The sequence below is a fragment of the Methylibium sp. genome (assembly GCF_965279545.1).
GTDB lineage: Bacteria > Pseudomonadota > Gammaproteobacteria > Burkholderiales > Burkholderiaceae_C > Methylibium.
Genome location: NZ_OZ257250.1, coordinates 354875 through 376723, shown reverse-complemented (window position 1 = coordinate 376723; position 21849 = coordinate 354875). Strand labels below are relative to the sequence as shown.

General features: G+C 67.1%; 24 protein-coding genes and 1 tRNA gene. 11 read left to right on the top strand and 14 right to left on the bottom strand.

The genetic code is table 11. The features are described 5' to 3' along the window. Nucleotides 1–15: 15 nt before the first annotated feature. A complete protein-coding gene (locus tag ACQY9S_RS01780) occupies nucleotides 16–822 on the bottom strand; it encodes a citryl-CoA lyase (protein WP_428422858.1) in 807 nt (268 codons plus the stop codon). 347 nt (nucleotides 823–1169) lie between these two features. Here ACQY9S_RS01780 and ACQY9S_RS01775 point away from each other — a divergent pair, with 347 nt between their 5' ends. Beyond that, complete coding sequence (locus ACQY9S_RS01775; RefSeq protein ID WP_428422857.1) at nucleotides 1170–2072, top strand: LysR substrate-binding domain-containing protein; 903 nt, start codon at nucleotides 1170–1172, stop codon at nucleotides 2070–2072. 366 nt (nucleotides 2073–2438) lie between these two features. On the opposite strand, the gene ACQY9S_RS01770 is transcribed toward ACQY9S_RS01775, so the two are convergent. Next, a complete protein-coding gene (locus ACQY9S_RS01770) occupies nucleotides 2439–2915 on the bottom strand; it encodes a MarR family winged helix-turn-helix transcriptional regulator (protein WP_428422856.1) in 477 nt (158 codons plus the stop codon). A 54-nt stretch (nucleotides 2916–2969) separates the two neighbouring features. Between ACQY9S_RS01770 and ACQY9S_RS01765 the strand changes: the two genes are divergently transcribed. Together ACQY9S_RS01765 and ACQY9S_RS01760 are read left to right on the top strand one after the other, a co-directional pair. Further along, nucleotides 2970–3338, top strand: a complete 369-nt coding sequence (locus ACQY9S_RS01765) for a VOC family protein (protein WP_428422855.1) — start codon at nucleotides 2970–2972, stop codon at nucleotides 3336–3338. A gap of 36 nt (nucleotides 3339–3374) precedes the next feature. After that, nucleotides 3375–4187 (top strand): DUF3489 domain-containing protein, encoded by an 813-nt coding sequence (locus tag ACQY9S_RS01760; protein ID WP_428425551.1) that lies wholly within the window; start codon nucleotides 3375–3377, stop codon nucleotides 4185–4187. Here ACQY9S_RS01760 and ACQY9S_RS01755 read toward each other — a convergent pair. The 4 genes from ACQY9S_RS01755 to ACQY9S_RS01740 form a co-directional block, all read right to left on the bottom strand. After that, a tRNA-Ser gene (locus ACQY9S_RS01755) sits at nucleotides 4139–4226 on the bottom strand. The genes ACQY9S_RS01760 and ACQY9S_RS01755 overlap by 49 nt on opposite strands. 47 nt (nucleotides 4227–4273) lie before the next feature. Further along, nucleotides 4274–5581 carry a serine--tRNA ligase gene (serS, locus tag ACQY9S_RS01750; RefSeq protein ID WP_428422854.1) on the bottom strand — a complete coding sequence of 436 codons (1308 nt, stop codon included), beginning with the start codon at nucleotides 5579–5581 and terminating at the stop codon, nucleotides 4274–4276. Nucleotides 5582–5680: 99 nt separating this feature from the next. Further along, a complete protein-coding gene (gene ispH, locus ACQY9S_RS01745) occupies nucleotides 5681–6664 on the bottom strand; it encodes a 4-hydroxy-3-methylbut-2-enyl diphosphate reductase (protein ID WP_428422853.1) in 984 nt (327 codons plus the stop codon). Further along, on the bottom strand, nucleotides 6664–7125 hold the full coding sequence (locus ACQY9S_RS01740; RefSeq protein ID WP_428422852.1) for an FKBP-type peptidyl-prolyl cis-trans isomerase: 462 nt from the start codon (nucleotides 7123–7125) through the stop codon (nucleotides 6664–6666). Before ACQY9S_RS01740 ends, ispH begins: the two co-directional genes overlap by 1 nt. A gap of 51 nt (nucleotides 7126–7176) precedes the next feature. Here ACQY9S_RS01740 and radC point away from each other — a divergent pair, with 51 nt between their 5' ends. Together radC and ACQY9S_RS01730 are read left to right on the top strand one after the other, a co-directional pair. Further along, nucleotides 7177–7845, top strand: a complete 669-nt coding sequence (gene radC, locus ACQY9S_RS01735) for a RadC family protein (protein WP_428422851.1) — start codon at nucleotides 7177–7179, stop codon at nucleotides 7843–7845. Next, entirely contained in the window at nucleotides 7842–8543 is a 702-nt protein-coding gene (locus ACQY9S_RS01730) for a Smr/MutS family protein (RefSeq protein ID WP_428422850.1), read from the top strand. The genes radC and ACQY9S_RS01730 overlap by 4 nt, the downstream gene beginning before the upstream one ends. 77 nt (nucleotides 8544–8620) lie before the next feature. On the opposite strand, the gene ACQY9S_RS01725 is transcribed toward ACQY9S_RS01730, so the two are convergent. The 3 genes from ACQY9S_RS01725 to ACQY9S_RS01715 all read right to left on the bottom strand — a co-directional run bounded on the left by ACQY9S_RS01725 (nucleotide 8621) and on the right by ACQY9S_RS01715 (nucleotide 10654). Continuing rightward, nucleotides 8621–9031, bottom strand: a complete 411-nt coding sequence (locus ACQY9S_RS01725; protein WP_428422849.1) for a group II truncated hemoglobin — start codon at nucleotides 9029–9031, stop codon at nucleotides 8621–8623. 61 nt (nucleotides 9032–9092) lie between these two features. Further along, nucleotides 9093–9890 carry a MinD/ParA family protein gene (locus tag ACQY9S_RS01720; protein WP_428422848.1) on the bottom strand — a complete coding sequence of 266 codons (798 nt, stop codon included), beginning with the start codon at nucleotides 9888–9890 and terminating at the stop codon, nucleotides 9093–9095. Further along, entirely contained in the window at nucleotides 9887–10654 is a 768-nt protein-coding gene (locus ACQY9S_RS01715) for a GGDEF domain-containing protein (RefSeq protein WP_428422847.1), read from the bottom strand. The genes ACQY9S_RS01720 and ACQY9S_RS01715 overlap by 4 nt, the downstream gene beginning before the upstream one ends. Nucleotides 10655–10836: 182 nt before the next feature. Between ACQY9S_RS01715 and ACQY9S_RS01710 the strand changes: the two genes are divergently transcribed. The 4 genes from ACQY9S_RS01710 to ACQY9S_RS01695 all read left to right on the top strand — a co-directional run bounded on the left by ACQY9S_RS01710 (nucleotide 10837) and on the right by ACQY9S_RS01695 (nucleotide 14660). Beyond that, a complete protein-coding gene (locus ACQY9S_RS01710) occupies nucleotides 10837–11703 on the top strand; it encodes a CheR family methyltransferase (protein WP_428422846.1) in 867 nt (288 codons plus the stop codon). A gap of 19 nt (nucleotides 11704–11722) precedes the next feature. Further along, complete coding sequence (gene cheD, locus ACQY9S_RS01705; RefSeq protein ID WP_428422845.1) at nucleotides 11723–12406, top strand: chemoreceptor glutamine deamidase CheD; 684 nt, start codon at nucleotides 11723–11725, stop codon at nucleotides 12404–12406. A 55-nt stretch (nucleotides 12407–12461) separates the two neighbouring features. Further along, complete coding sequence (locus ACQY9S_RS01700) at nucleotides 12462–13550, top strand: protein-glutamate methylesterase/protein-glutamine glutaminase (protein ID WP_428422844.1); 1089 nt, start codon at nucleotides 12462–12464, stop codon at nucleotides 13548–13550. 174 nt (nucleotides 13551–13724) lie between these two features. Beyond that, nucleotides 13725–14660, top strand: a complete 936-nt coding sequence (locus ACQY9S_RS01695) for a hypothetical protein (RefSeq protein ID WP_428422843.1) — start codon at nucleotides 13725–13727, stop codon at nucleotides 14658–14660. Here ACQY9S_RS01695 and hemW read toward each other — a convergent pair. From hemW to ACQY9S_RS01670, 5 genes are all read right to left on the bottom strand, one after another. Continuing rightward, nucleotides 14611–15912 carry a radical SAM family heme chaperone HemW gene (gene hemW, locus ACQY9S_RS01690; RefSeq protein WP_428422842.1) on the bottom strand — a complete coding sequence of 434 codons (1302 nt, stop codon included), beginning with the start codon at nucleotides 15910–15912 and terminating at the stop codon, nucleotides 14611–14613. The two genes, ACQY9S_RS01695 and hemW, sit on opposite strands and share 50 nt — an antisense overlap. Beyond that, on the bottom strand, nucleotides 15909–16535 hold the full coding sequence (rdgB, locus tag ACQY9S_RS01685) for an RdgB/HAM1 family non-canonical purine NTP pyrophosphatase (RefSeq protein ID WP_428422841.1): 627 nt from the start codon (nucleotides 16533–16535) through the stop codon (nucleotides 15909–15911). Before rdgB ends, hemW begins: the two co-directional genes overlap by 4 nt. 114 nt (nucleotides 16536–16649) lie before the next feature. Continuing rightward, entirely contained in the window at nucleotides 16650–17375 is a 726-nt protein-coding gene (gene rph, locus ACQY9S_RS01680; protein ID WP_428422840.1) for a ribonuclease PH, read from the bottom strand. A 10-nt stretch (nucleotides 17376–17385) separates the two neighbouring features. Further along, nucleotides 17386–18306, bottom strand: coding sequence for a PP2C family protein-serine/threonine phosphatase (locus ACQY9S_RS01675; RefSeq protein WP_428422839.1), 921 nt, complete (start codon nucleotides 18304–18306; stop codon nucleotides 17386–17388). A gap of 118 nt (nucleotides 18307–18424) precedes the next feature. After that, a complete protein-coding gene (locus ACQY9S_RS01670; protein WP_011830291.1) occupies nucleotides 18425–19393 on the bottom strand; it encodes a serine/threonine protein kinase in 969 nt (322 codons plus the stop codon). A gap of 43 nt (nucleotides 19394–19436) precedes the next feature. Between ACQY9S_RS01670 and ACQY9S_RS01665 the strand changes: the two genes are divergently transcribed. Then, nucleotides 19437–20345: a YicC/YloC family endoribonuclease gene (locus tag ACQY9S_RS01665; RefSeq protein ID WP_428422838.1), complete on the top strand. Its 909-nt coding sequence runs from the start codon at nucleotides 19437–19439 to the stop codon at nucleotides 20343–20345. A gap of 199 nt (nucleotides 20346–20544) precedes the next feature. Next, nucleotides 20545–21822, top strand: coding sequence for a tyrosine-type recombinase/integrase (locus tag ACQY9S_RS01660; RefSeq protein WP_428422837.1), 1278 nt, complete (start codon nucleotides 20545–20547; stop codon nucleotides 21820–21822). The last annotated feature ends 27 nt before the right edge of the window (nucleotides 21823–21849 follow it).

Genomic DNA, 21849 nt, shown 5'->3' with positions numbered 1-21849 from the left:
GTCGTTCGCCTGCGATCAGGCGTTCCCTCGGGAGCCTTGCGGGGGCGGCCCCTCGTAGAGCAGTTCGCGGGTGGCCTGGAAGGACAGGGCGAAGCCGATCGGGCTCTCCAGTTCCTCGACCAGATGGCCGATGAGCCCCCCGACACGAGCCAGGATCGGCACACCTTTCAAGGCCACCAGCGGGAATCCGACGCCCAGCAGGACGGCGGGAATCGCGACCGACACATTGATCTTGAGTTCCTTGCCGTAGACACGCGGAATGACGCGCTCGATCGCTTCGGCGATCTCGACGTAGCGCATGTCGGCGCCACTCTCGCGGGCCACTTCGAACAGCTTCGCGGCGCGAGGGTCGCGCTGCTTGTGCAGGGGGTGTCCGTAACCCGGCACGGGCTGCCGAGCTTCGCGCGCGGCCGCCACGATGGTGCTCGCGGCCTCTTCGAGCGACATGCCATCCGTCGACCTCCGGTCCACTTCCGACAGCAGACGCCCCGCCGCTTCGGCGGCCCCCAGGATCACCGAGCCGCAGCCCAGCACCCCTGCCGCGACGGCACCCTGGAGCGCATCCGGCGCGGCCGCCAGGGTCATGCGACTCGCCTGCACGCTCGGGACCAGGCCATGCTCCGCGATCGCGACCAGCGTGGCATCGAGGACGACCAGCGTCGCCGGAGACGGACGCCGCCCCGTCACGAGGAGGTGGAAGTAGTCGGTGAATGACAGCTTTCCGATGAGGTCCTCGCACAGATTCGCACCGCGTACGGTGATCGTGTGCTCGTCGGAGGTGCAGATGCTGGTTCGGGGCACCGTCGCTTTGCCGATCTTCATTCCATCCCCTTGTCGTTCGTCCGCGATCTGCATCGCCGCGGCCGTGAGGCGACCTGCCGCGGAAGCAGCAGGCGCAGGCCTACATCACCCCGCTCATGACAGACCGAAACCGGTCGTCCTGCGAGCGAGGGGTCGCGTCTCTTCGAGTGGTGCCCCGCGGGGCGCCCGAATCAGCCTGTGGCAGGTCGACGGGTGGTGGTTCGCATGTCTCGCCTCGATGTGTTGTTGTCATACCGCCCTGGCTCGGGTGGCATTGGCATGGACCGAAGCGTAGACATCGGCAACGAAAGATGGAAATGATTAATTTCCATGTTTATGATCTACACCATCGATGACCCGGAGAGGCAATGGAGCTCAGACATCTGCGGTATTTCGTGGCGCTGGCCGAATGCCTCAACTTCACGCGTGCAGCTGAACGCGTGCACGTCACGCAGTCCACCCTGTCCCATCAGATCAAGCAGCTCGAGGACGAGATTGGCAAGCCGCTGTTCGAGCGCATCGGCAAGCGCGTGGCAATGACCGCCCAGGGCGAGCTCTTCCTCGGCCATGCCAAGAAGGCGCTGAGCGAGATCGACCAGGGCGTCGGGGCGCTGAAGGAGACGAACAACGGCGTGAGCGGCCAGCTGCACATCGGTGCCACCCACACCTTCAACCTCGGCTTCATTCCGGAGTGCATCGCCGTCCTGCTGACGCTCAACCCGACGCTGCAGGTGACGACCGAGGAACTGCCCGCCGAAGCCATTCGCGCGAAGCTCGTCGGCGGCGAACTCGACGTCGGCATCTCGTACAGGCCGCAGTCGGTCGACGACCTGTGGTTCGAGCCTCTCTACAACGAAGAGCTCGTGCTCGTCGTCGCTCCGACCCACCCGATGGCGCGTCGCAAGCGCATCCGCATGATCGAACTGCATCGCCAGCCGCTCGTGCTGCTGACTCGGGAATTTGCGACCCGCACCATGCTCGACGAGTGCTTTCGGTCCTGCGGTGCCGAACCGAACGTGACGGTCGAGATGAACACGGTGGCGCCGATGCTCAGCCTCGTGGCCCGGGCCCCGATGGGGGCCATCGTTTCAGAGAATGCACTTCACGATCTCGCCGGCTTGCACGTCATCCCGCTCGAGAGTCCCACGCCGATGCGGACGCCCGGCATCCTCTGGAAGCGCCATCGCGAGTTGACCGCCACCATGGAAAGCTTTGCATCGATCGTGCGCAAGGTGGCCTTGAAGAGCCGATTGCGCAAGCCCTCGGCGTAACGCCGTACGCCTGGTTTGCGGCCGATCCCGTCGGCGCGACACCGCATGTGAGCGCGTGAGGTGGTGCTGCGTTCACGGCGCCCGATACTCGTGCCGAGGCCTCCGCGGTCTTGCACTAACGGCACTTGTGAGGATGCTCGGTTCCTTGACCAACGATGCCATGCGACCATGGAGCCGGGCCTCATGCCCTGCCCTGCAGTCCCTCGATCTCCATCTCGCGTTGATCGGACTCTATAACTACCTGCTACGAATCGCCGGGGACAGCGCACTGCCCCTTTCTGGATGACGGCGGGCAGCCAGTGAGCTGACTTTCGAGTACCGACTGCGCATGCCGGCGTTCGGGCCAGGAGCTGTCGGTCGCGAGCGTCAGCTTCTAAGAGGACTGCCTTGTCGAGGCTCGTCGTTCAAAGTAACGGCACAGCGCTTGAGCAGCTCGCAAAGTAGCCGGGCCTCTTCAGTTGACAGCATGGAGAGCATCTGACGCTCCACCACGTCGGCTGCTTTCGCGCCCTCGGCGACGGCCTTTTGGCCGGCTGCCGTCAACTCGGTCATGATGACCCGGCCATGCTCTGGATGCGGACTGCGCGCGATCAGGCCGTCGCGTTCGAGATTGACCAGGATCGCCTGCATGGTCTGCGGCGTCACGAACGCCGCGCGAGCCAGCTCGGCATTCGAGATTCTCGGATTGCCGGCGACGGCAAGCAGCACGGCGTTCTGCGGGGCCGTGATGCCGATCCGCGCGAGTTCGGCGTCCAGGCGTTGCCTCAAACGATGCTGCGTGATCTTCAGGTTGTAGCCAATCCAGTCGACTCCGCTTCGAGGCGCCGGCTTCACCTTTGACATGTCAGGGCCCTTACATTAATATCAGCCCACTGATATTAATCGACAGGAGCTCGCATGACAACGCCAATCGGCCCCGACTTCATCGCCTTGCAAGTGCGCGACCTAGCCGCATCCCGCAAGTTCTACATGGAGGTCTTTGGCTTCGAAGCCGCCGCGCAAAGTCCGCCGGGGGCGGTCGTCTTCAAGACGGAGCCGATTCCGTTGGCGCTGCGGGAGCGTCTGCGTCCACTTCCCGAGACAGGACCGCTCGGCGTGGGCGTGGTGCTCTGGATCGCGTGCGCTGACGCCGATGTACTGCACGACCTCGTTGTCAAGCGGGGCGGCGCGATCCTCGGCCCACTTGCCGACGGTCCCTTCGGTCGCTTCTTCGTTGCCGGCGATCCCGATGGCTACGCGATCACCTTTCATACGGCGCGGAGCTGACCGCAGTCCGCGCCTTGCAGCCCGTGGAGACTTCGAATGACCATCCGCGACCCGTCCGCCGACTACTTCATCCTCATTCAAGGTGCACATCGCGGAACGGGAGTCATGAGGGCAGCCGAAAGATCGTCCTCGGCCTCAACCAGGCGCGTTGCGCCTTGCGCTGTCTTACCGACCACCAGCCGCAACGTCCCTTTCCGGGCCGTTGCAATGCTGGACGACTGCTTTGACGGCGTCGCGAAGGGCCGCTACCCGTCGCGAAGAAGTCATCGACCAACTGGAGTGCGGCAGATTTTCCGCAAGACTGGGGCGACTAGTCGTTCCCGCAGTTCCAAGCCCGCGGCCCGCCCAGCCGCCAAGTCCCCGGCTCGTCCCCGCAAGCCGGCCGCCGCTGTTCCTGCTGTTGCTGCAGGCAGCAAGCAATCCCAGCTGATCGCCCTGCTCCGCTCGACCCCGGGCGCCACCCTGCCCCAGATGACCGAGCTGACCGGCTGGCAGCCGAGCGGCTCGGTCGGATGGGGGCGTTGCCGATGGAGTGGGCGGCGCAGAGGGAACTGCTGGGCATCCGTTAAAAGGCCTCACACCGACGATCACGGCTCCGCGGTGCGGGGCCGTTCTACTTGGAGCGGTGATGGTCGGAGGAATTACCCGTACCACTTTGGAAGGCCACTGAGAAAGCCCTCCGAGAAGGCGCTTCGATGGTCCGGTCGGCGCCCTGCTGAGAATGGCCATCGGGCCCGCAGGCCGCGCCACGCGGGGCTCACGCGAAAAAAAGCCCGCGTCGTGCGCGGGCTTGGACTACCTGGCGGAGAGGGTGGGATTCGAACCCACGGTACCTTGCGGTACGCCTGATTTCGAGTCAGGTACATTCGACCACTCTGCCACCTCTCCGGGAAAACTGTGGTCTCGCCGTTGCCGGCGAAGCCGCGAATTGTAGCTCAGGCGACCAGCCTTTCGAGCCCGCCGAGGTAGGGCCGCAGCGCCGCCGGCACGGTGATGCTGCCGTCGGCGTTCTGCCCATTTTCGAGCACGGCCACCAGCGCGCGGCCGACGGCGAGACCCGAGCCGTTGAGCGTGTGCACCAGCTCGTTCTTGCCCAGCGCGGTCTTGTAGCGCGTGTGCATGCGCCGCGCCTGGAAGGCCTCGCAGTTGGAGCACGAGCTGATTTCGCGGTAGGTGTTCTGCGCCGGCAGCCAGACTTCGAGGTCGTAGGTCTTGGCGGCGCCGAAGCCCATGTCGCCGGTGCACAGCGTGATCACGCGGTACGGCAGCTCGAGCTTCTGCAGCACCGCCTCGGCGTGGCCCACCATCGCCTCGAGCGCGGCGTCGCTGTGCTCGGGCGCGGTGATCTGCACCATCTCGACCTTGTCGAACTGGTGCTGGCGGATCATGCCGCGCGTGTCGCGCCCGGCGCTGCCGGCCTCGGAGCGGAAACAGGGGCTGTGGGCGGTCAGCCTGATCGGCAGTTGGTCGGCGGCCAGCACCTGCTCGCGCACGCTGTTGGTCAGCGAGATCTCGGAGGTCGAGATCAGGTATTGCGTCGCCGCCGCGTCGTCACCGCCCCGCGTGACCCAGAACATGTCGGCCTCGAACTTGGGCAACTGACCAGTCCCCTCGAGCACCTCGCGGTTGACGATGTAGGGCGTGTAGCACTCGGTGTAGCCATGCTCCTGGGTCTGCACGTCGAGCATGAACTGCGCGAGCGCGCGGTGCAGCCGAGCGGCCGGCCCGCGCAGGAAGCTGAAGCGCGCGCCGGACAGCTTGGCGCCGGTCTCGAAATCGAGCCCGAGCGGCGCACCGAGATCCACATGGTCCTTCGGCGCGAAGTCGAACGGGCGCGGCCCCTTGCCGTCCGGGCTCCAGCGCCGCACCTCGACGTTGCCGTGCTCGTCGGCCCCGACCGGCACGCTGTGCTGCGGCAGGTTGGGCAGCGCCATCAGCAAGGCATTCAGATCGCTCTGGATCACCTCCAGCCGCTCGGCGCTGGCCTTCAGGCGCTCGCCGATGCCACCGACCTCGGCCATCACCGCCACCGTGTCCTCGCCCTTGGCCTTGAGCTGGCCGATCTGCTTCGACAGGCTGTTGCGCCGCGCCTGCAGCTCCTCGGTTTGCGTCTGGATCGCCTTGCGTTCGGTCTCGAGCGACTTGAAACGCTCGACGTCGAGGAAGGGTTGCGGCGACTTGCGTGTTTCGAGCCGCGCGACCACACCGTCGAGGTCTTTGCGCAGCAGGTTGATGTCGAGCATGGCGTGGGCGGCCCGCGGGGACCGTCTCAATGCGAAGAGCAGAGGATTTTAGGTGGCAGCCGCGGTATCGGCAGCCGGACGTTCGGCCGGTCCGGCGCCTCAGGCCACGCCGTTCATCGACTTGTCGCCCAGCCCCAGCGGCAGCGGGAAGCGCACGGTCTCCTCCACGCCCGACAGCTTGCGCACCGACACCGCGCCGAGCGCGCGCAGGCGGTCGATGACCTGCCGGACCAGCACTTCGGGCGCCGAGGCGCCGGCCGTCAGGCCCACGCGACCATGCCCATTGAACCATTCGGGCCGCAGGTCCTCGGCCGCGTCGACCATGTAGGCCGGGGTGCCCAGGCGCTCGGCCAGCTCGCGCAGGCGGTTGCTGTTCGAGCTGGTCGGGCTGCCGACGACCACCACCACGTCGACCCGCGGCGCCAGCACCTTCACCGCGTCCTGGCGGTTCTGGGTGGCATAACAGATGTCCTGCTGCTTGGGCTCGCGCACCTGCGGAAAGCGGCGCTTCACGGCCGCCAGGATCTCGGCCGCGTCGTCCACCGACAGCGTGGTCTGCGTCACCACCGCGAGGCGGTCGGGCCGGGTCACCTGCACGTGCTCGACGTCGGCCACCTCCTCGACCAGGTAGATGCCCTCGCTCAGCTGGCCCATCGTGCCTTCGACCTCGGGGTGCCCCTTGTGGCCGATCATGACGAACTCGTAGCCTTCCTTGGCCAGCTTGGCCACTTCCACGTGCACCTTGGTGACCAGGGGGCAGGTGGCGTCGAAGACGCTGAAGCCGCGCGCGTCGGCTTCGTCGCGCACGGCGCGGCTCACGCCGTGGGCGCTGAACACCAGCGTCGCACCGGCCGGGACTTCGGCGAGGTCCTCGATGAAGATCGCGCCCTTGGCCTTCAGGTCGTTGACCACGAAGGTGTTGTGCACGATCTCGTGGCGCACGTAGATCGGTGCGCCGAACTTGCGCAGCGCACGCTCGACGATCTCGATCGCCCGGTCCACTCCCGCGCAGAAACCGCGCGGCTCGGCCAGCAGCACCTCGGTCACGCCGTGTTCGCTATCCGCTGCGTGCTTCACGCCCATCACAGCACTCCGATCAGCTGCACCTCGAAGCTCAGCTTTTGTCCGGCGAGCGGGTGGTTGAAGTCGAACAGCGCCCAGTCCTCGCCGGGCGGCCCCAGCTCGCGCAGCACGCCGGCGAAGGAGCCCTGCCCGTCGGGGGTGGGGAACTGCACCACGTCGCCGACGCTGTAGCGCTCGTCGGGGTCGCCGTGCTCGCGCAGCACCCCCAGCGCCACGCGCTGCAGCAACTCGGGGTTGCGCTCGCCGAAGGCCTCACCCGGCGCCAGCTGGAAGGTCGCGCGCGCGCCCTCCGGCAGTCCGATCAGCCGCTGTTCCATCGCCGGCGCCAGCTCACCGGTGCCCAGCGACAGCGTGGCCGGCTTGTCAGCGAAGGTGTTGATCAGGTCCGCACCATCGGGCCCGGTGAGCCGGTAGTGCAGGGTGAGGAAGGACCCGGACTGAACCTGTTGAACGTTGACCACGGGGCAGGCGCTTTCGCTTCGATAGACTGGGGTGGATTTTCGCACTGCACCGTGAAAGACCTTCCAGCCGAACTGCGACCCCGGGAAAAGCTGCTCGCCCGCGGCCCCGCGGCGCTGGCCGACGCCGAACTTCTGGCCTTGCTGCTGCGCACCGGGCTGCCGGGCCAGGGCGTGCTGCAGCTCGCGCAAGCGCTGCTCGACCGCTTCGGCGGCCTCACCGGCCTGCTGGCGGCCGAGGTGTCGGCGCTGGGCAGCGTCAAGGGCCTCGGGCCCGCCAAGCGCGCCGAGCTGGCCGCCGTGCTGGAGATCGCCCGCCGCACGCTGGCCGCACGGCTCAGCGACAAGCCGGTGTTCGACTCACCACAGACGGTCAAGGACTACCTGCAGCTGCAACTGGCGAGCAAGCCCCACGAGGTGTTCGCGGTGCTGTTTCTCGACACCCAGCACCGGCTGCTGGCCTTCGAGGAGTTGTTCCGCGGCACGCTGGGACAAGCCAGCGTCTACCCGCGGGAAGTGGTCAAGCGGGCGCTGGCGCTCAACGCGGCGGCGGCCATCCTGGCTCACAACCATCCCTCGGGCGTGGCCGAACCATCGCGCGCCGACGAGGCGCTGACACAGACGCTGAAGTCGGCGCTGGCGCTGGTGGACGTGCGGGTGCTGGACCACTTCGTGGTCGCGCGCGGCAGCGTGGTGTCGTTTGCCGAGCGCGGCCTGCTGTGAGCGCTGGCCCGCCCCGCTCCCCGGCACGCAAGCCGCGCCGCGCCGGCGCGCCCGCTGCCGCCGGCCTGAAGGACTTGAAGGGCCTGAAGCGCGAGCTCGAAGAAGCCGCGCGCGCGCAGACACGGCGCGAAGCCGAAGACCGCGCGCAGGAGGCCCGTGCGCGACTCGAGCGCGAACTGTTCGCGCTCAGCGTCGGCCCGGTCGTTCCACTCCAGGGTGCGGCACGCGCGACGGTCGCCCGGCCGAAGCCCGAACCCCTGCCCTTGCAGCGCCAGCTCGACGAGCAGGCGGCGCTGCGCGAGGCCCTGTCCGACGAGTTCGACGTCGAGTCGCTGCTCGACACCGACGAGGCCCTGTCCTACCGCCGCCCGGGCGTCGGGATCGACGTCGTCAGGAAGCTGCGCCGGGGCGGCTGGGCCATCCAGGCCCAGCTCGACCTGCACGGCCTGCGCCGCGACGAAGCCCGCGAACGCCTCGCCGCCTTCCTGCGGGACGCCGCAAAGCAGGGCCTGCGCTGCGTGCGCGTCGTGCACGGCAAGGGCAACGGTTCGCCCGGCAAGCAGGCCGTGCTGAAAGCCAAGGTGCGGACCTGGCTGGTCCAGAAGACCGAAGTGATGGCCTTCGCGCAGGCGCGCGGTTCGGAAGGCGGCGCGGGTGCGCTGGTGGTGCTGCTCGGTTCGCCACGTTCGTCTGTCTAGACAGGCGTCTCCCCTTCGAGGGGAGACCCCGGAGGGGTGGGCGTGAAAGCCTCATCGAAGATGAGGGGCCGTGGCACTCAGGTGCCGCGGTTCCTCATCCAGTCAGCGGTGTTGGCAAACGAGGCCTGCAGCCGCGTGATCAGCAGCGGATCGAGCCCGCACTCGTTCATCGCCTGCACCATGCACGCCATCCACTGGTCGCGCTCGCGCACGCCGATCGGATAGGGCAGGTGCCGCGCCCGCAGCCGCGGGTGACCGAAACGCTCGACGTAGAGGTCGGGACCGCCGAGCCAGCCGCACAGGAACCAGAACAGCTTGTCGCGCGAACCGTCGAGCGTGGTCGGGTGCAGGCTGCGCAGGTCGTGGTAGCCGGGCTCCAGGTCCATCAGGTCGTAGAAGCGGTCGACGAGGGAGCGCACGGCGCGCTCGCCGCCGATCCACTCGTAGGGGGTCGCGGGCGCCGCGGATTCAGGGAGGGCTTCTGTCATGACGGGGCAAGCATAGCGGCTGCGACACCCGGCACCGCATGATCCAGCCAGGGCCGCGGACTCAGGGACTCAGGCGCGCCGCGAGCAGCGTGATCGCCTGGGCGGCCGGCGTGCCCGGCATCGACTCGATCACGAGCTGGCGCTTCTTGACCGCCGCGCGAACCGACGGGTCGAGCGGCACCTCGCCGAGCAGCTCGAGTCGCACCGGCGCTCCGACGGCGCCGCTGACGAAGCGCTCGATCACCTGCTGCAGCTGCGTGGCCACGCCACGGCCATCGCCGGCGCGCGGCACCTGGTTGACCACCAGCCGCAGCTCGCGCCGCGCCTGCTGCATGGCCAGGACCTTGATGGTGGCGTAGGCATCGGTCATCGAGGTCGGCTCGGGCGTCGCGACGATCAGCACTTCGTCGGCGAGCGACACGGTGTAGAGCACCACGTCGGAGATGCCGGCACCGGTGTCGAGCAGCACGATGTCGAAGCGCGGCGTCACCTGCTCGATCACCGCGAGCAACTTCTCGCGCACTTCGGGCGTCAGCCGCGAATACTCGACCAGCCCGGATCCGGCCAGCAGCACTGAGAAGCCGCCCGGCGCCGCCAGCACCGCCTGCTCCAGCGTGGCTTCGCCGGTGAAGACATCGTGCAGCGTGATCTTCGGGTGCAGGTTCAGCACCACGTCGAGATTGGCGAGGCCCAGGTCGGCGTCGAGCACCAGCACGCGCAGACCACGGGCCGCCAGCGAGGCGGCCAGATTGGCGGCAATGAAGGTCTTGCCGACCCCCCCCTTGCCGCTCGTGACGGCCAGGATGCGGGCTCGCGATCGCCGGTCGGTCGAAGCGGGTCGTTCAGTGGGGGCAGTCATGGCAATGAATGGGTGGTGGTGGCCGCGGTGGCTGGATCATCGAGCGGCGCCGGGAGGCTCATGGAAAACAACATGCCGCGCTCTTCGGCGCTGACGATCGACACCGCGGTCGGCTCGAGGCAGGTCCGGTTGCGACCTTCGGCCTTGGCGCGGTAGAGCTGGACGTCGGCGCGCTCGGTCCACAGGTGGGCCGACGAGCGCACCCAGGGAGGCGCGAAGGCGCCGCCAGCGCTGAGCGTCACGCTCAGCGTGATGCCCTGCGCCACGGTGACGGTGTGGGATTCCACGGCATGGCGCACACGCTCGGCTGCCGCCTGCGCGAAGGCGGGCGGGCAATTGGGCAGCACGATCGCGAATTCCTCGCCGCCGTAGCGCGCGACGGTGTCCATCGGTCGCACGCATTCCTGCAGCGTGCGAGCCACGGCCTGCAGCACCAGATCGCCGGCCGCATGACCGTAGGTGTCGTTGACGCGCTTGAAGTGATCGATGTCGAGCAGCAGCACCAGCGCCGGTTCGCCCGAGCGAGCGACACGATCGGTTTCGCGCTCCAGCGCCAGGTCGAACTGCCGCCGGTTGGCCAGACCGGTCAGCGCATCGCGGCTCGACAGGTCGCACAGGGCATCGACCAGCCGCTGCAACCAGACAGCATCGCGCGGACCCGGCGCAAGCTCGTGCCCGGCGCGCTGCAGCAGTTGCAGCGCGGTGTCGAGGTGCAGGCCGTCGGTCGGGAACGGGCCGGGCGAGACGGGGTCGGAAGCGCTCAAGATCGCCGCAGTCTAGCGGGGAGACGCCGACCTGAAGCCGGGAACTGTGCCGCTTCGGCCTGTCTTCTCGGAGCCGCCACGCCACTCAAGGGCGTCAGACTGGGACCGATAAACCCTTGTCATCCGTCCCGATGCCACCTGCAGCGGCCGCGACGGACCCTTCCTTGCCGAGAACACGCCCCATGAGCGCTGTGCTGTCTTCTTCCCTGCCCGTCTCCCAGGCTACCGGCGACCGCGAATTCAGCTTCGATACCGCCGACTTCGAGCGGGTGCGCACGCTGATCTACGACCGCGCGGGCATCAACCTGCAGCCGGGCAAGCAGGCCATGGTCTACAGCCGGCTGTCGCGCCGCCTGCGCGACACCGGTCACTGCTCGGTCGGCAGCTACCTGCAGTGGCTGGAACAGCACGGCGGCCCGGGCGGCGAGGCGGAGTGGCAGGAGTTCGTCAACTGCCTGACCACCAACCTGACCAGCTTCTTCCGCGAAGAGCACCACTTCCCGCTGCTGACGCAGGCGCTGCAGCAGCGCCGCGGGCAGGCGATCCGGATCTGGTGCAACGCGGCCTCGACCGGCGAGGAGCCCTACTCGCTGGCAATGACCGTGGTGGAGGCGCTGGGCGCGCAGCACAGCGTCAAGCTGGTGGCCAGTGACATCGACACCAAGGTGCTGGCGGCGGCGAGCCGCGGCGTCTACGACGCCGACTCGCGCGGCCTCGCTCCGGAGCGTCTGCGCGCGCATTTCCTGCGCGGCACCGGCGCGAACACCGGCTCGATCCGCGTCAAGCCGGAGCTGGCGCGCATGATCGAGTTCCGCGTGTTCAACCTGATGGCGAGTTCGTGGTCGCTCGGCGACCCCTTCGACATCGTCTTCTGCCGCAACGTGATGATCTACTTCGATGCACCGACGCAGCGCCGCGTGCTGGAAGGCATCCACCGCGTGATGAAGCCCGGCGGCCTGCTGTTCGTCGGCCACTCCGAGAACTTCAGCGACGCACGCGCGTTGTTCCGCCTGCGCGGCAAGACGGTCTACGAACGCGTGGACCGCTGACCCCTTCGACGCATCCGCCATGCTGCCCACCACCGTCCCGCCCTCGGCCCCCCGCACCGCCGGCATCGTGCAGAGGGCCGGCCGTGCCTTCTCGCGCATCGACCAGTTGAAGGCCGCGCCGCGCAAACCGGGCGAGGCCTCGTTCTTCTTCTTCGACGCCCATTTCAAGGCCGACACCGTGAAGGTGCTGCCGGGAGAGTACTTCGTCCATGACGAAGACCTGCTGATCATGACCACCCTCGGCTCCTGCATCGCCGCCTGCCTGTGGGACCGCGAGCGCCGCATCGGCGGGCTCAACCACTTCATGCTGCCCGATGGCGGCGGGGCCATGGATTCGGGCCGCTACGGCTCGTATGCGATGGAGCTGCTGATCAACGAAATGCTCAAGCGCGGCGCAAACCGCTTGACGCTCGAAGCGAAGGTCTTCGGCGGCGGTGCGGTGGTCGCCGGCATGAGCAGCCTCAACGTCGGCGAGCGCAACACCACCTTCGTGATGGACTACCTCAAGACCGAGCGCATCCCGGTGGTCAGCAAGGACGTGCTCGACGTCTACCCCCGCAAGGTGTGCTTCTTCCCGGCCAGCGGCAAGGCGATGGTCAAGCGGCTCGCCGCTACGAACACCGATGCGCTGGTGGCACAGGACCGCGCGGCCGCGAAGGCCGCCCTGCCGACGAGCGGCGGCGGTTCTGTGGACCTGTTCTGAGCCCGGCCAGGCGCCTCACGACAAGAACATTGCGACAAGACCCAGGGAGAACAAGATGGCCAAGACACGCGTGGTGGTGGTGGACGACTCTGCACTGGTGCGCAGCCTGCTCACCGAGATCATCAACCGCGAGCCGGACATGACCTGCGTCGGTGCAGCGAGCGACCCGATCGTCGCACGCGAGATGATCCGCAACCTCGATCCCGACGTCATCACGCTCGACGTCGAGATGCCGCGCATGGACGGGATCGACTTCCTGTCACGGCTGATGCGCTTGCGCCCGACACCGGTGGTGATGGTGTCCACGCTGACCGAACGCGGCGCCGAGGTCACCCTGAAGGCACTGGAGCTGGGCGCGGTCGACTTCGTGGCCAAACCGAAGATCGGTGTGGCCGACGGTCTGCGCCAGCTCGGCGCCGACATCACCGAGAAGGTCCGCGCGGCCGCCCAGGCCCGGGTGCGCAAGCTGGTCACCGCCCCGGCGCCGGCTCCCGGCAGCACCACGGCACGGGGCGCTGCTCCGGCCGCCAGCCTGGGCCGCCTGTCGACCGAGAAGATCATCTTCATCGGCGCGTCCACCGGCGGCACCGAAGCCACCAAGGAGTTGCTGATGGCACTGCCGGCCGACGCGCCGGCCGTCGTGATCACGCAGCACATGCCGCCCGGCTTCACCACCAGCTACGCGAACCGGCTCGACGGCCTGTGTCACATCAGCGTGCGCGAAGCCCGCGACGGCGAGCGCGTGCTGCCAGGGCATGCCTACATCGCACCGGGCGGGCTGCACCTGAGCGTGGAGCGCAGTGGCGCCAACTATGTTGCCCGCGTGCAGGACGGCGATCCCGTCAACCGCCACAGGCCCAGCGTCGAAGTGCTGTTCAAGAGCGCGGCCCGCGTGGTCGGCCCCAATGCGATCGGCATCATGCTGACCGGCATGGGAGCCGACGGCGCGAAAGCGATGCGCGAGATGCGCGACGCCGGCAGCTACAACCTGTGCCAGGATGAAGCGAGCTGCGTCGTCTTCGGGATGCCGCGCGAGGCGATCGCTGCCGGTGCGGCGCACGAGGTATTGCCATTGACCCAGATTGCCCCCAAGCTCCTCGACCGCCTGCGGTCCACGGCGGGCCTGTCGTTGAACCGGGTGTAGTCATTGCTGTCGATTCACTGACAACGACGGCGCTGACCCGCCGAAACCGCCCCCTCATCTCGGTGCCTTTCATCGGCGCGACACTGTGCGCCGCTACAGTGCGTTGGATCCATTCGATCCATAGCAGTCGCAACGAAGCTGCGGCGCGCAAGACGCAAGAAGGCGGGGAGACCAATGCACACGATCAGGGTCAAGCTGATTTGGCTGCGCAGCAAGTTGAATCTCGCAAGATTTCTGCTGCGCGAGAGCGTGATGGCCCGACTGGGAGACAGGCGTCAATTGCGAATCCTGTTTTCGCGGTGCTACGACACGTGGGATCCGCAGATCCGACAAGGCTTCGTTCACAGCCGTCATCAGATTTTCTTCGGAGACCTCGAGACCGAGCCTCTGCAGAATTACGATCTGGTCGTGCCGTTGTCGGTCCGCGCCACTCTCGTGTTGAACGCGCTGCCTGACGCAACAACAAACAGCCTCTTGCCGCTCCCGAGCAACAAGTGCATCTTCCTGTGCGACGACAAATACCTGCTGAACACCACGCTGATCGAGCTTGGTTTCGGTGAATACATTCCCCGGCTCCTGAAGGATCCGGCGCCACCGTTCATCCTGAAAAAGCGCATCGCGGAGAACAGCGTCGATTGCCATATCGTGCGCAGCGCCGCAGACAAGCTGCGGCTCGCACCGATGATCGACAGCGATGAATACTTCTGCCAGGAGCTGGCCCAGGGTCAATCCGAGTACGCCACCCATGTTCTTTTCAGGGATGGCCGCATCGTGACCGAGGTGACCGTCGAGTACGTGTCCGAACACTCCGACTTCATCAAGGGCTCGGAGAGCTTCATCGCACGCAACATCACGCGCTGTCCGTGCACGCAACCGCTGGAGCGCATACTGGCGGCGATCGGCTATCAAGGGATCTGCTGCGCCAACTACAAGATGGTCGAAGGGCGGCTGCAGTTGATCGAGATCAATCCCCGCTTCGGAGGCAGCCTCGGCCCGCTCTTCTTCTCGTTCATTCGCCACTTGACGCACCAGCCGCAGCCACGCGGTCAGCGCCTCGCTGCTAGCGTGCCGGCCGATCAGGTGGCAGGAACAGCGCCTGCAGGTCGCTGAGGAAATCGAACCCACGTTCGGTCGGCCAGACCCGCTGCAGGTCGCGCCCGATCAGGCCCTTGGCCTCGCCGGCCTCGAGCGCACGCTGGATCGCCGTCATCGCCAGGCCCGTGCGCTCGGCGAAGCGCGTCAGCTCGAAGCCTTCCCTGAGGCGCAGTGCGTTGAGCATGAACTCGAACGGCAGCTCGTCGCGCGCCACCTCCTGCTCGCTCGACACGGCGGTGCCGTTCTGCGCCTGCTGCATGTAGGCCACCGGCTCGCGCCAGCGCGTCTGGCGCAGGATGCGGTGCGCGAAGCTGAGTTTGCTGTGCGCGCCCGCGCCGATGCCGAGGTAGTCGCCGAACTGCCAGTAGTTGAGGTTGTGCTGGCAGCGATGCCCTAGCCGGGCGTAGGCCGAGATCTCGTAGCGCGCGAGCCCTGCCGCAGTCGTGAGCTCGGTGATGCGGTCGAGCATCTCGAAGGCCGTGTCGTCGTCGGGCAGATTTGCCGGCGGGCGCACCGCGAACAGCGTGTTCGGCTCGAGCGTCAGGTGGTAGACGCTCAGGTGCGGCGGCTCGAAAGCCAGCGCCTGCCGCACGTCGGCCTCGCATTCGGCGAAGCTCTGGCCGGGCAGCGCATACATCAGGTCGAGGTTGAAAGTGTCGAAGGCCGCGCTGGCTTCCTCGACCGCGGCGATGGCCTGCGCGCGGTCGTGCACGCGGCCCAGCGCCTTCAGCTTCGCGTCGTCGAAACTCTGCACGCCGACCGACAGCCGCGTGACGCCGGCCTCGCGGAAGGCGCGGAAGCGGTCGCGCTCGAAGGTTCCCGGATTCGCCTCCAGCGTGATCTCGCATCCCGGCTCCAGCGGCAACCGAGCACGCACGTCGGCGATCAGTTGACCGATTGCCTCGGGCGAGAACAGGCTGGGCGTGCCGCCGCCGATGAAGACGCTGACCACACGGCGGCCCCACACCAGCGGCAGCGCCGCTTCGAGGTCACAGCGCAGGGCGTCGAGGTAGCGCAGTTCCAGTCCGACGTCGAGCGCGCGGCCCGTTCCGGAGCCGGGTTTCCCGGGCCGGAACGCGCCCCCGCGGGGGGCCGCGACCGCGGGGAGCGTGGGGGCTGTCAACTCATGCGAGTTGAAGTCGCAGTAGGGGCACTTCTTCAGGCACCACGGCAGGTGGACGTACAGCGCGAGTGGCGGCAACGTCGTCAGCTGCAGCAGGCCAGCGCGCTGGTGCAGCGCCGCGACGTCGATCGTGCGAGGGTTCACGCCAGCCAGTGTGCGCGCATCAGCGCGAGCATGTCGCTCGCAGCCAGCGCGCGGTGGCTGAGCCGGTTCTTCTCATCGGCCTGCAGCTCGGCGACGCTGCGGCCCAGGGTCGGGATGAACATCAACGGGTCATAGCCGAAACCACCCTCGCCGCGCGGCGCGTCGAGGATCTCGCCCGACCAGCGTCCGAAGGCGATCAGCGGCTGCGGGTCATCGGCATGGCGCAGTGCCACCAGCGTGCTGACGAAACTGGCGTGGCGGTCGGCATGACCTTGCAGGCGATCGAGCAGCAGGCGGTTGTTGGCGACATCCTGCAAGGCCCGTTGCGCTTCGCGGTCCACGGTCGGCAGCTCGACCGTGGCGTAGTGGGCCGAGGCCACGCCCGGCGCGCCGCCCAGCGCGTCGACGCACAGGCCCGAGTCGTCGGCGATCGCGGCGCCGCCACAGGCCACAGCCGCGTGCCGCGCCTTCACCAGTGCATTCTCGACAAAGGTGTGGTGCGGCTCCTCGACCTCGGCGACGCCGAGCGAGCCTTGCGTCACCAACTCGATCGGCAGGGCCGCGAACAGCACGCGCAGCTCGGCGAGCTTCTTCGCGTTGTTGGAGGCCAGGACCAGGCGCACGGCTGTCAGCCCTCGCCGGGCCGCCCCGGGAGGGCTGCGCGTCCCAGGACCCACGACAGGCCTCTTCGTGGCCTTCGGGAGCAGTGCCGAACGTGCGCGGGGGCCGTCATGTCCTCAGCCCTTCAGCGCGTCGGCCTGGGCCGCGACCAGGCTGCGGATGCCCTGCTCGGCCAGTGCCAGCAGGCGGTCCATCTCGGCACGGCTGAAGGCGGCGCCTTCGGCGGTGCCCTGCACCTCGATGAAATGGCCGGCCCCGGTCATCACGACGTTCATGTCGGTGTCGCAGGCCGAGTCCTCGATGTACTCGAGGTCCAGCAAAGGCGTGCCCTGCACGATGCCGACGCTGACCGCCGCCACCGGCTCGCGAATCGGCGAGGCGCCGATCTTGCCCTGCGCCAGCAGCCAGGTCACCGCGTCGTGCGCCGCGACGTAGGCGCCGGTGATCGCCGCGGTGCGCGTGCCGCCGTCGGCCTGCAGCACGTCGCAGTCGAGGTGGATGCTGCGCTCGCCCAGCGCCTTCAGGTCGAACACCGCGCGCAGCGAACGGCCGATCAGGCGCTGGATCTCCTGCGTGCGGCCGCTCTGCTTGCCGCGCGCGGCCTCGCGGTCGCTGCGCGTGTGCGTCGAGCGCGGCAGCATGCCGTACTCCGCAGTGACCCAGCCTTCACCGGAGCCGCGCTTGTGCGGCGGCACCTTCTCCTCGACCGAGGCGGTGCACAGCACCTTGGTGTCGCCAAAGGCGATCAGCACCGAGCCTTCGGCATGCTTGGTGTAGTGGCGGGTGATCGTGAGCGGACGCAAAGCATCCGCGGCACGGGCTTGCGTGCGTTCAAAACCCATGGCGGGCCTTTCAGTGTTTCTTGGATTCCGACGAGCGCCGGATGGCCTCGTTGATCTCGCGGATCGAGCGGTCGATCTCGGCTTCGTCCAGCTCGTCGGGTTCGCCGGAGCCGGCGCCGACGCTGGCCTGGATGGTGGAGGCGAACACCTCCTCGCCCAGGGTCTGGGTGGAGATCGCCTGCTCGGCATCGGCGTTCTCCGCCGCCTCCCACTCGACCGAGAGCACGGTGACGTTGTCGCTTTTCGCGCCGCCCTTGCGCAGGGCCTGCTCGACCAGTTCAGGCACGGCGTCGGAGATCGCGCGGGTGCTCAGCTGCTCGGTGATGATGTCGTCGGCGATGCTGCCCCAAAGCCCGTCGGAACACAGCAGCAAGCGATCGCGCTTCTGAAGGATCAGCGGCCCCACCGTGTCGACGACCGGCTTGCCCGGGCTGCCGAGGCAGGTGAACAGCACATTGCGGTTGAATCGCTCGCCCATCGGCACGACCTGGGCCATCGTGTCCTGCAACTCCGAGTAACTGTGGTCGCGGGTGCGGGCGATCAGCTTGTCGCCGCGCACCAGGTAGAGCCGCGAATCACCGCAGTGGGCCCAGTACGCGGTATTGCCCTGCAGCACGCAGGCAACGATGGTGGTGCGCGGCGTGTCGATCAGCGCCTTCTCGGTGGCGTAACGGATCAGCTGGTGGTGGCCCGCGATGATGGCGTCGTGCAGGAAGCGCATCGGGTCCTTCAGCACCGGCTTGGCATCGCGCTGGAACATCGCGGCCAGCGTCTGCAGCGCGAGCTGCGAGGCGACCTCGCCTTCCGGGTGTCCGCCCATGCCGTCGGCCAGCGCGAACAGGCCCGAATCCCGCGTGTAGCAGTAGCCCATGCGGTCTTCGTTCTTCTCGCGGCCGCCCTTGCGGCTGATCTGGTAGACAGAGAACCTCATGCGGTGATCCTCCGGGCGCCCGCCGGGTCGCCCCAAGGACGACCGCGGCCCCAGGGGCCACGACTGTAGGCCCCTTCGTGGCCCATGGGGGCGGGAGCGCAGCAACGTAGGGGCATGTTCACGCCTTGGCGCCCGTCTTGATGTTCTCGAGTTGCAACTTCAGCCGCTCGCTGAAACTGAGCTTCGTGTAGCGCCGCTCGGTCTCGCGCGCGAGTTCCTTCTGCAGCGCAAACACGCTCTGAGGACGCGACAGCGGGTCGAGCGACATGCACCATTCGGTCACCTCGATCAGGTTGTCGGAGTACACGTTGCGCAGCCGCGACAGCGACAGCCCGAGACGGTCCTTCTCGATCCGCTGAGGCGCGTCGTTCGGCGGATAGCCCTGCATGCAGGCGTATATGCACGCGCCGATCGCGTAGATGTCGGTCCAGGGCCCCAGCGTACCGTCGCGCCGGTACATCTCAGGCGCGGCGAAGCCAGGCGTGTACATCGGGCGGATGAAATTGCCCTCCTTCGACAGCACCTCGCGGGCCGCCCCGAAGTCGAGCATGACCGCCTTGTTGTCGTTCGTGATGAAGATGTTCGCCGGTTTGATGTCCAAGTGCAGCATCTTGTGCTGATGCACGATGCGCAGGCCGCGCAGGATCTCGTCGAACAGTGAACGAATCGTCGATTCCCTGAAAACCTTGTCGCGCTTCAGATCGCGAGCAGTGACGATGAAGTCCTGCAGGGTGTCCCCCTGCAGGTAGTTCATCACCATGTAGACGGTCTCGTTCTCGCGGAAGAAGTTCAGCACCGAGACCACGCTCGGGTGACTGATCTGCGCAAGCGAGCGGCCCTCCTCGAAAAAGCTCTTCAGGCCCAGGCGGTACAGCGGCTGCTTCTCGGGCTTGACGCGCGGCGTCAACTCCCCGACGGAGCGCTCGGCCAGCGACGCCGGCAGGTACTCCTTCAGCGCGATCAGTCTGCGCTCGCTGTCTTCGCAGAGGTAGACGACACCAAAGCCTCCGGCCGCCAACTTCTTGATGACCTGGTAACCCCCGACCACAGTGCCCGCAGGCAGTGGCGCGGGTTTCAGCTTTGACATAATCGGATTTTGCAATGCGATAAATTCGATGCCAGTTTACAGCATGACCGGTTATGCAAACGCATCGACCGGGGCCGTCACCACAGGGGAAAACGCCAGCGACGGCGGGCACACCTCGTGCGCCGGGGTGGTGGTCGAACTGCGCTCGGTCAACAGCCGTTTTCTCGACATCGCATTTCGCGTGCCTGACGAAATGCGCTCGCTGGAGCCGGCGCTGCGTGAGCTGATCGCCGGCCAACTGCGGCGCGGCAAGGTCGAGTTGCGGCTGGCGACGCGCGACGACGCGGTTGCGGCCTGGCCGCAACCGCAGACCGAGCAGCTGCACACGCTGTCGCGCCTCGAGAGCACCGTACAGAATTGGCTGCCAAAGGCTCCTCCGCTGTCGGTGCACGAGGTGCTGCAGTGGTGTCGCGGCGCGGCACCGGCCGTCCGACACGACGAAGCCGCCCTGGATGCCGCCCGGCGTGCGGTGGCCGGCCTGGTCGAAGCACGGGCGCGCGAAGGCGAGAAACTGGTGGCGGTGCTGATGCAGCGCGTGCACCGGCTGCGCGAACTGGCGCGCGACGCGCAACCGCTGGTGCCGCAGGTCGTGCAGCGCCAGCAGCAGCGCTTTCTGGAACGCTGGCAGGAGGCGCTCGAGGCGAGCGGTGCCGCCCAGACCTTGCCGCAGCAGGCGCTCCAGGAGCGCGCGTTGAATGAAGCAGCGGCCTACGCGATCCGCATCGACGTGGCCGAAGAGCTGGCCCGGCTCGGCGCCCACCTCGACGAGATCGACCGCCTGCTGCAGGCCGGCGGCGAGCTCGGCAAGCGGCTCGACTTCCTGATCCAGGAGCTGCAGCGCGAGGCCAACACGCTGGGCTCGAAGTCCGCCGCGCTGGAACTCACGCAGATCTCGGTCGAGATGAAGGTCGCGATCGAGCAGATGCGCGAACAAGTGCAGAACATCGAGTAGGGTTTTCTAGGGTGTCTTGCCACCCCAAAACACCTCGATAAGTCGTTGATTCACAATGGCAATTGGTCTCATGAGGTAGCGGACCGTCCCAGCGAAGCGCACGCTTTGTGTGGGGGAAATTGTGGGGGAAATTTGGTTCCACCCACGTTCGGGCGAACTCCCGATTTTTTCCCCCACAGATTCCGCTGGAGGCCGCGCCATGACTGGGTTTGAGACAAACGCTACAGACAAGAATTTGAGGGCTTGGCTCAACGCCGGCCCAACGGATCGGGGGGTCGGCGACGGCCTCACCTTCGTTGCAACGGTTGCAAGTGCGCGCAGGGGAAAAGCCTCCTGGGTGCTCCGATACCGCTACGGCGGACGCGCGAAAGAGAAGACGCTCGGACGCTACCCTGATGTCTCTCTCAAGGACGCCAGAGAGCTCGCTCGCAAGGATCGAGCGCTGCTCCAGCAAGGCGTGGACGTTGGGGCCGCCAAGCGACGAGAGAAGCTCAAGGCCATCGACATGCACAACGTCGAAGGCTTGGCCAAGATCTGGTACGAGCGACACATCGCTGACAAATACAAGCACCCTGAAGTCGTGGAGCGCGTCCTCCGCCGTCACATCAAGCCGGCCATTGGAAAGCTGCCGGTCGAAGAAGTCCGCCCCGTTCACATCGACGGTGTCCTCACCAAGATCGTTGCAGGCGGGGCGCCCACTGTCGCGAACGACGCGTTGCGGTACATGTTCCGCATGTTCCACTTCGCTGTGAAGCGGAAGTGGATCGACTCCAACCCCGTCTACGGTTTTGAGATCTCCGACGCTGGCGGCACCGAACAGTCGCGGGTGCGCTGGCTCAACCGGGAAGAACTCGCGGCGCTGGCGAAGGCGATGCGCGAAACACCGAACTTCGGCCGCCTCAACGAACTGGCCGTATGGCTGTTGTTGGCGCTGTGCGTCCGGAAGATGGAGTTGCTGTCGTCGAAGTGGTCCGAGTTCGATCTCGACAATGGCGTGTGGCTGCTTCGCCCGTCACGGACCAAGATGAAATCCGCGATCGACATTCCCCTTGCCCCCTCGGTGGTCGAGTGGCTGAAGGAACTGAAGGTGTTCGCGTGCGGGAGCGACCATCTCTTCCCGGCCCGACGGCTCATTCACATGAAAGCCGGCGTACCCCGCAAGAACCGTTTCGAGCACGTCAGCCCGGACACGCTGAACGTCGCGCTCAAACGGCTGCCGCTCGACGACATCGAACACTTCACCGTGCACGACATGCGCAGGACCGCACGCACCCACATGGCCGCGCTGGGCGTGGATCGCTTCGTCGCCGAACGAGCTCTGAATCACAAAGTCCGCGATGTCGAGGGCGTGTACAACCAGTACGACTACTTCGAAGAGCGCAAGCTCGCTTTGTCGCGCTGGGCGATGCTGCTCGCGGCAACGAGTCGAGGCGAAGCTTTCAACGTCGTTGGGATCAGGCAACGGACGGGTACATAGGCAAGCTCCCGAGGAAGTTGAGTACTG

Bases quoted from the DNA above. Each gene is read 5' to 3' on its own strand.
- ACQY9S_RS01700 (WP_428422844.1), top strand. From the start codon at position 12,462: ATGGCCAAGACACGCGTGGTGGTGGTGGACGACTCTGCACTGGTGCGC.
- ACQY9S_RS01720 (WP_428422848.1), bottom strand. From the start codon at position 9,890: ATGACTGCCCCCACTGAACGACCCGCTTCGACCGACCGGCGATCGCGA.
- ACQY9S_RS01725 (WP_428422849.1), bottom strand. From the start codon at position 9,031: ATGACAGAAGCCCTCCCTGAATCCGCGGCGCCCGCGACCCCCTACGAG.
- ACQY9S_RS01665 (WP_428422838.1), top strand. From the start codon at position 19,437: ATGACCGGTTATGCAAACGCATCGACCGGGGCCGTCACCACAGGGGAA.
- ACQY9S_RS01770 (WP_428422856.1), bottom strand. From the start codon at position 2,915: ATGTCAAAGGTGAAGCCGGCGCCTCGAAGCGGAGTCGACTGGATTGGC.
- serS (WP_428422854.1), bottom strand. From the start codon at position 5,581: ATGCTCGACATCAACCTGCTGCGCAAAGACCTCGACGGTGTGGTCGCG.
- ACQY9S_RS01765 (WP_428422855.1), top strand. From the start codon at position 2,970: ATGACAACGCCAATCGGCCCCGACTTCATCGCCTTGCAAGTGCGCGAC.
- rph (WP_428422840.1), bottom strand. From the start codon at position 17,375: ATGGGTTTTGAACGCACGCAAGCCCGTGCCGCGGATGCTTTGCGTCCG.
- ispH (WP_428422853.1), bottom strand. From the start codon at position 6,664: ATGGGCGTGAAGCACGCAGCGGATAGCGAACACGGCGTGACCGAGGTG.
- ACQY9S_RS01710 (WP_428422846.1), top strand. From the start codon at position 10,837: ATGAGCGCTGTGCTGTCTTCTTCCCTGCCCGTCTCCCAGGCTACCGGC.
- ACQY9S_RS01760 (WP_428425551.1), top strand. From the start codon at position 3,375: ATGACCATCCGCGACCCGTCCGCCGACTACTTCATCCTCATTCAAGGT.
- ACQY9S_RS01670 (WP_011830291.1), bottom strand. From the start codon at position 19,393: ATGTCAAAGCTGAAACCCGCGCCACTGCCTGCGGGCACTGTGGTCGGG.
- ACQY9S_RS01695 (WP_428422843.1), top strand. From the start codon at position 13,725: ATGCACACGATCAGGGTCAAGCTGATTTGGCTGCGCAGCAAGTTGAAT.
- ACQY9S_RS01780 (WP_428422858.1), bottom strand. From the start codon at position 822: ATGAAGATCGGCAAAGCGACGGTGCCCCGAACCAGCATCTGCACCTCC.
- ACQY9S_RS01675 (WP_428422839.1), bottom strand. From the start codon at position 18,306: ATGAGGTTCTCTGTCTACCAGATCAGCCGCAAGGGCGGCCGCGAGAAG.
- cheD (WP_428422845.1), top strand. From the start codon at position 11,723: ATGCTGCCCACCACCGTCCCGCCCTCGGCCCCCCGCACCGCCGGCATC.
- ACQY9S_RS01775 (WP_428422857.1), top strand. From the start codon at position 1,170: ATGGAGCTCAGACATCTGCGGTATTTCGTGGCGCTGGCCGAATGCCTC.
- ACQY9S_RS01660 (WP_428422837.1), top strand. From the start codon at position 20,545: ATGACTGGGTTTGAGACAAACGCTACAGACAAGAATTTGAGGGCTTGG.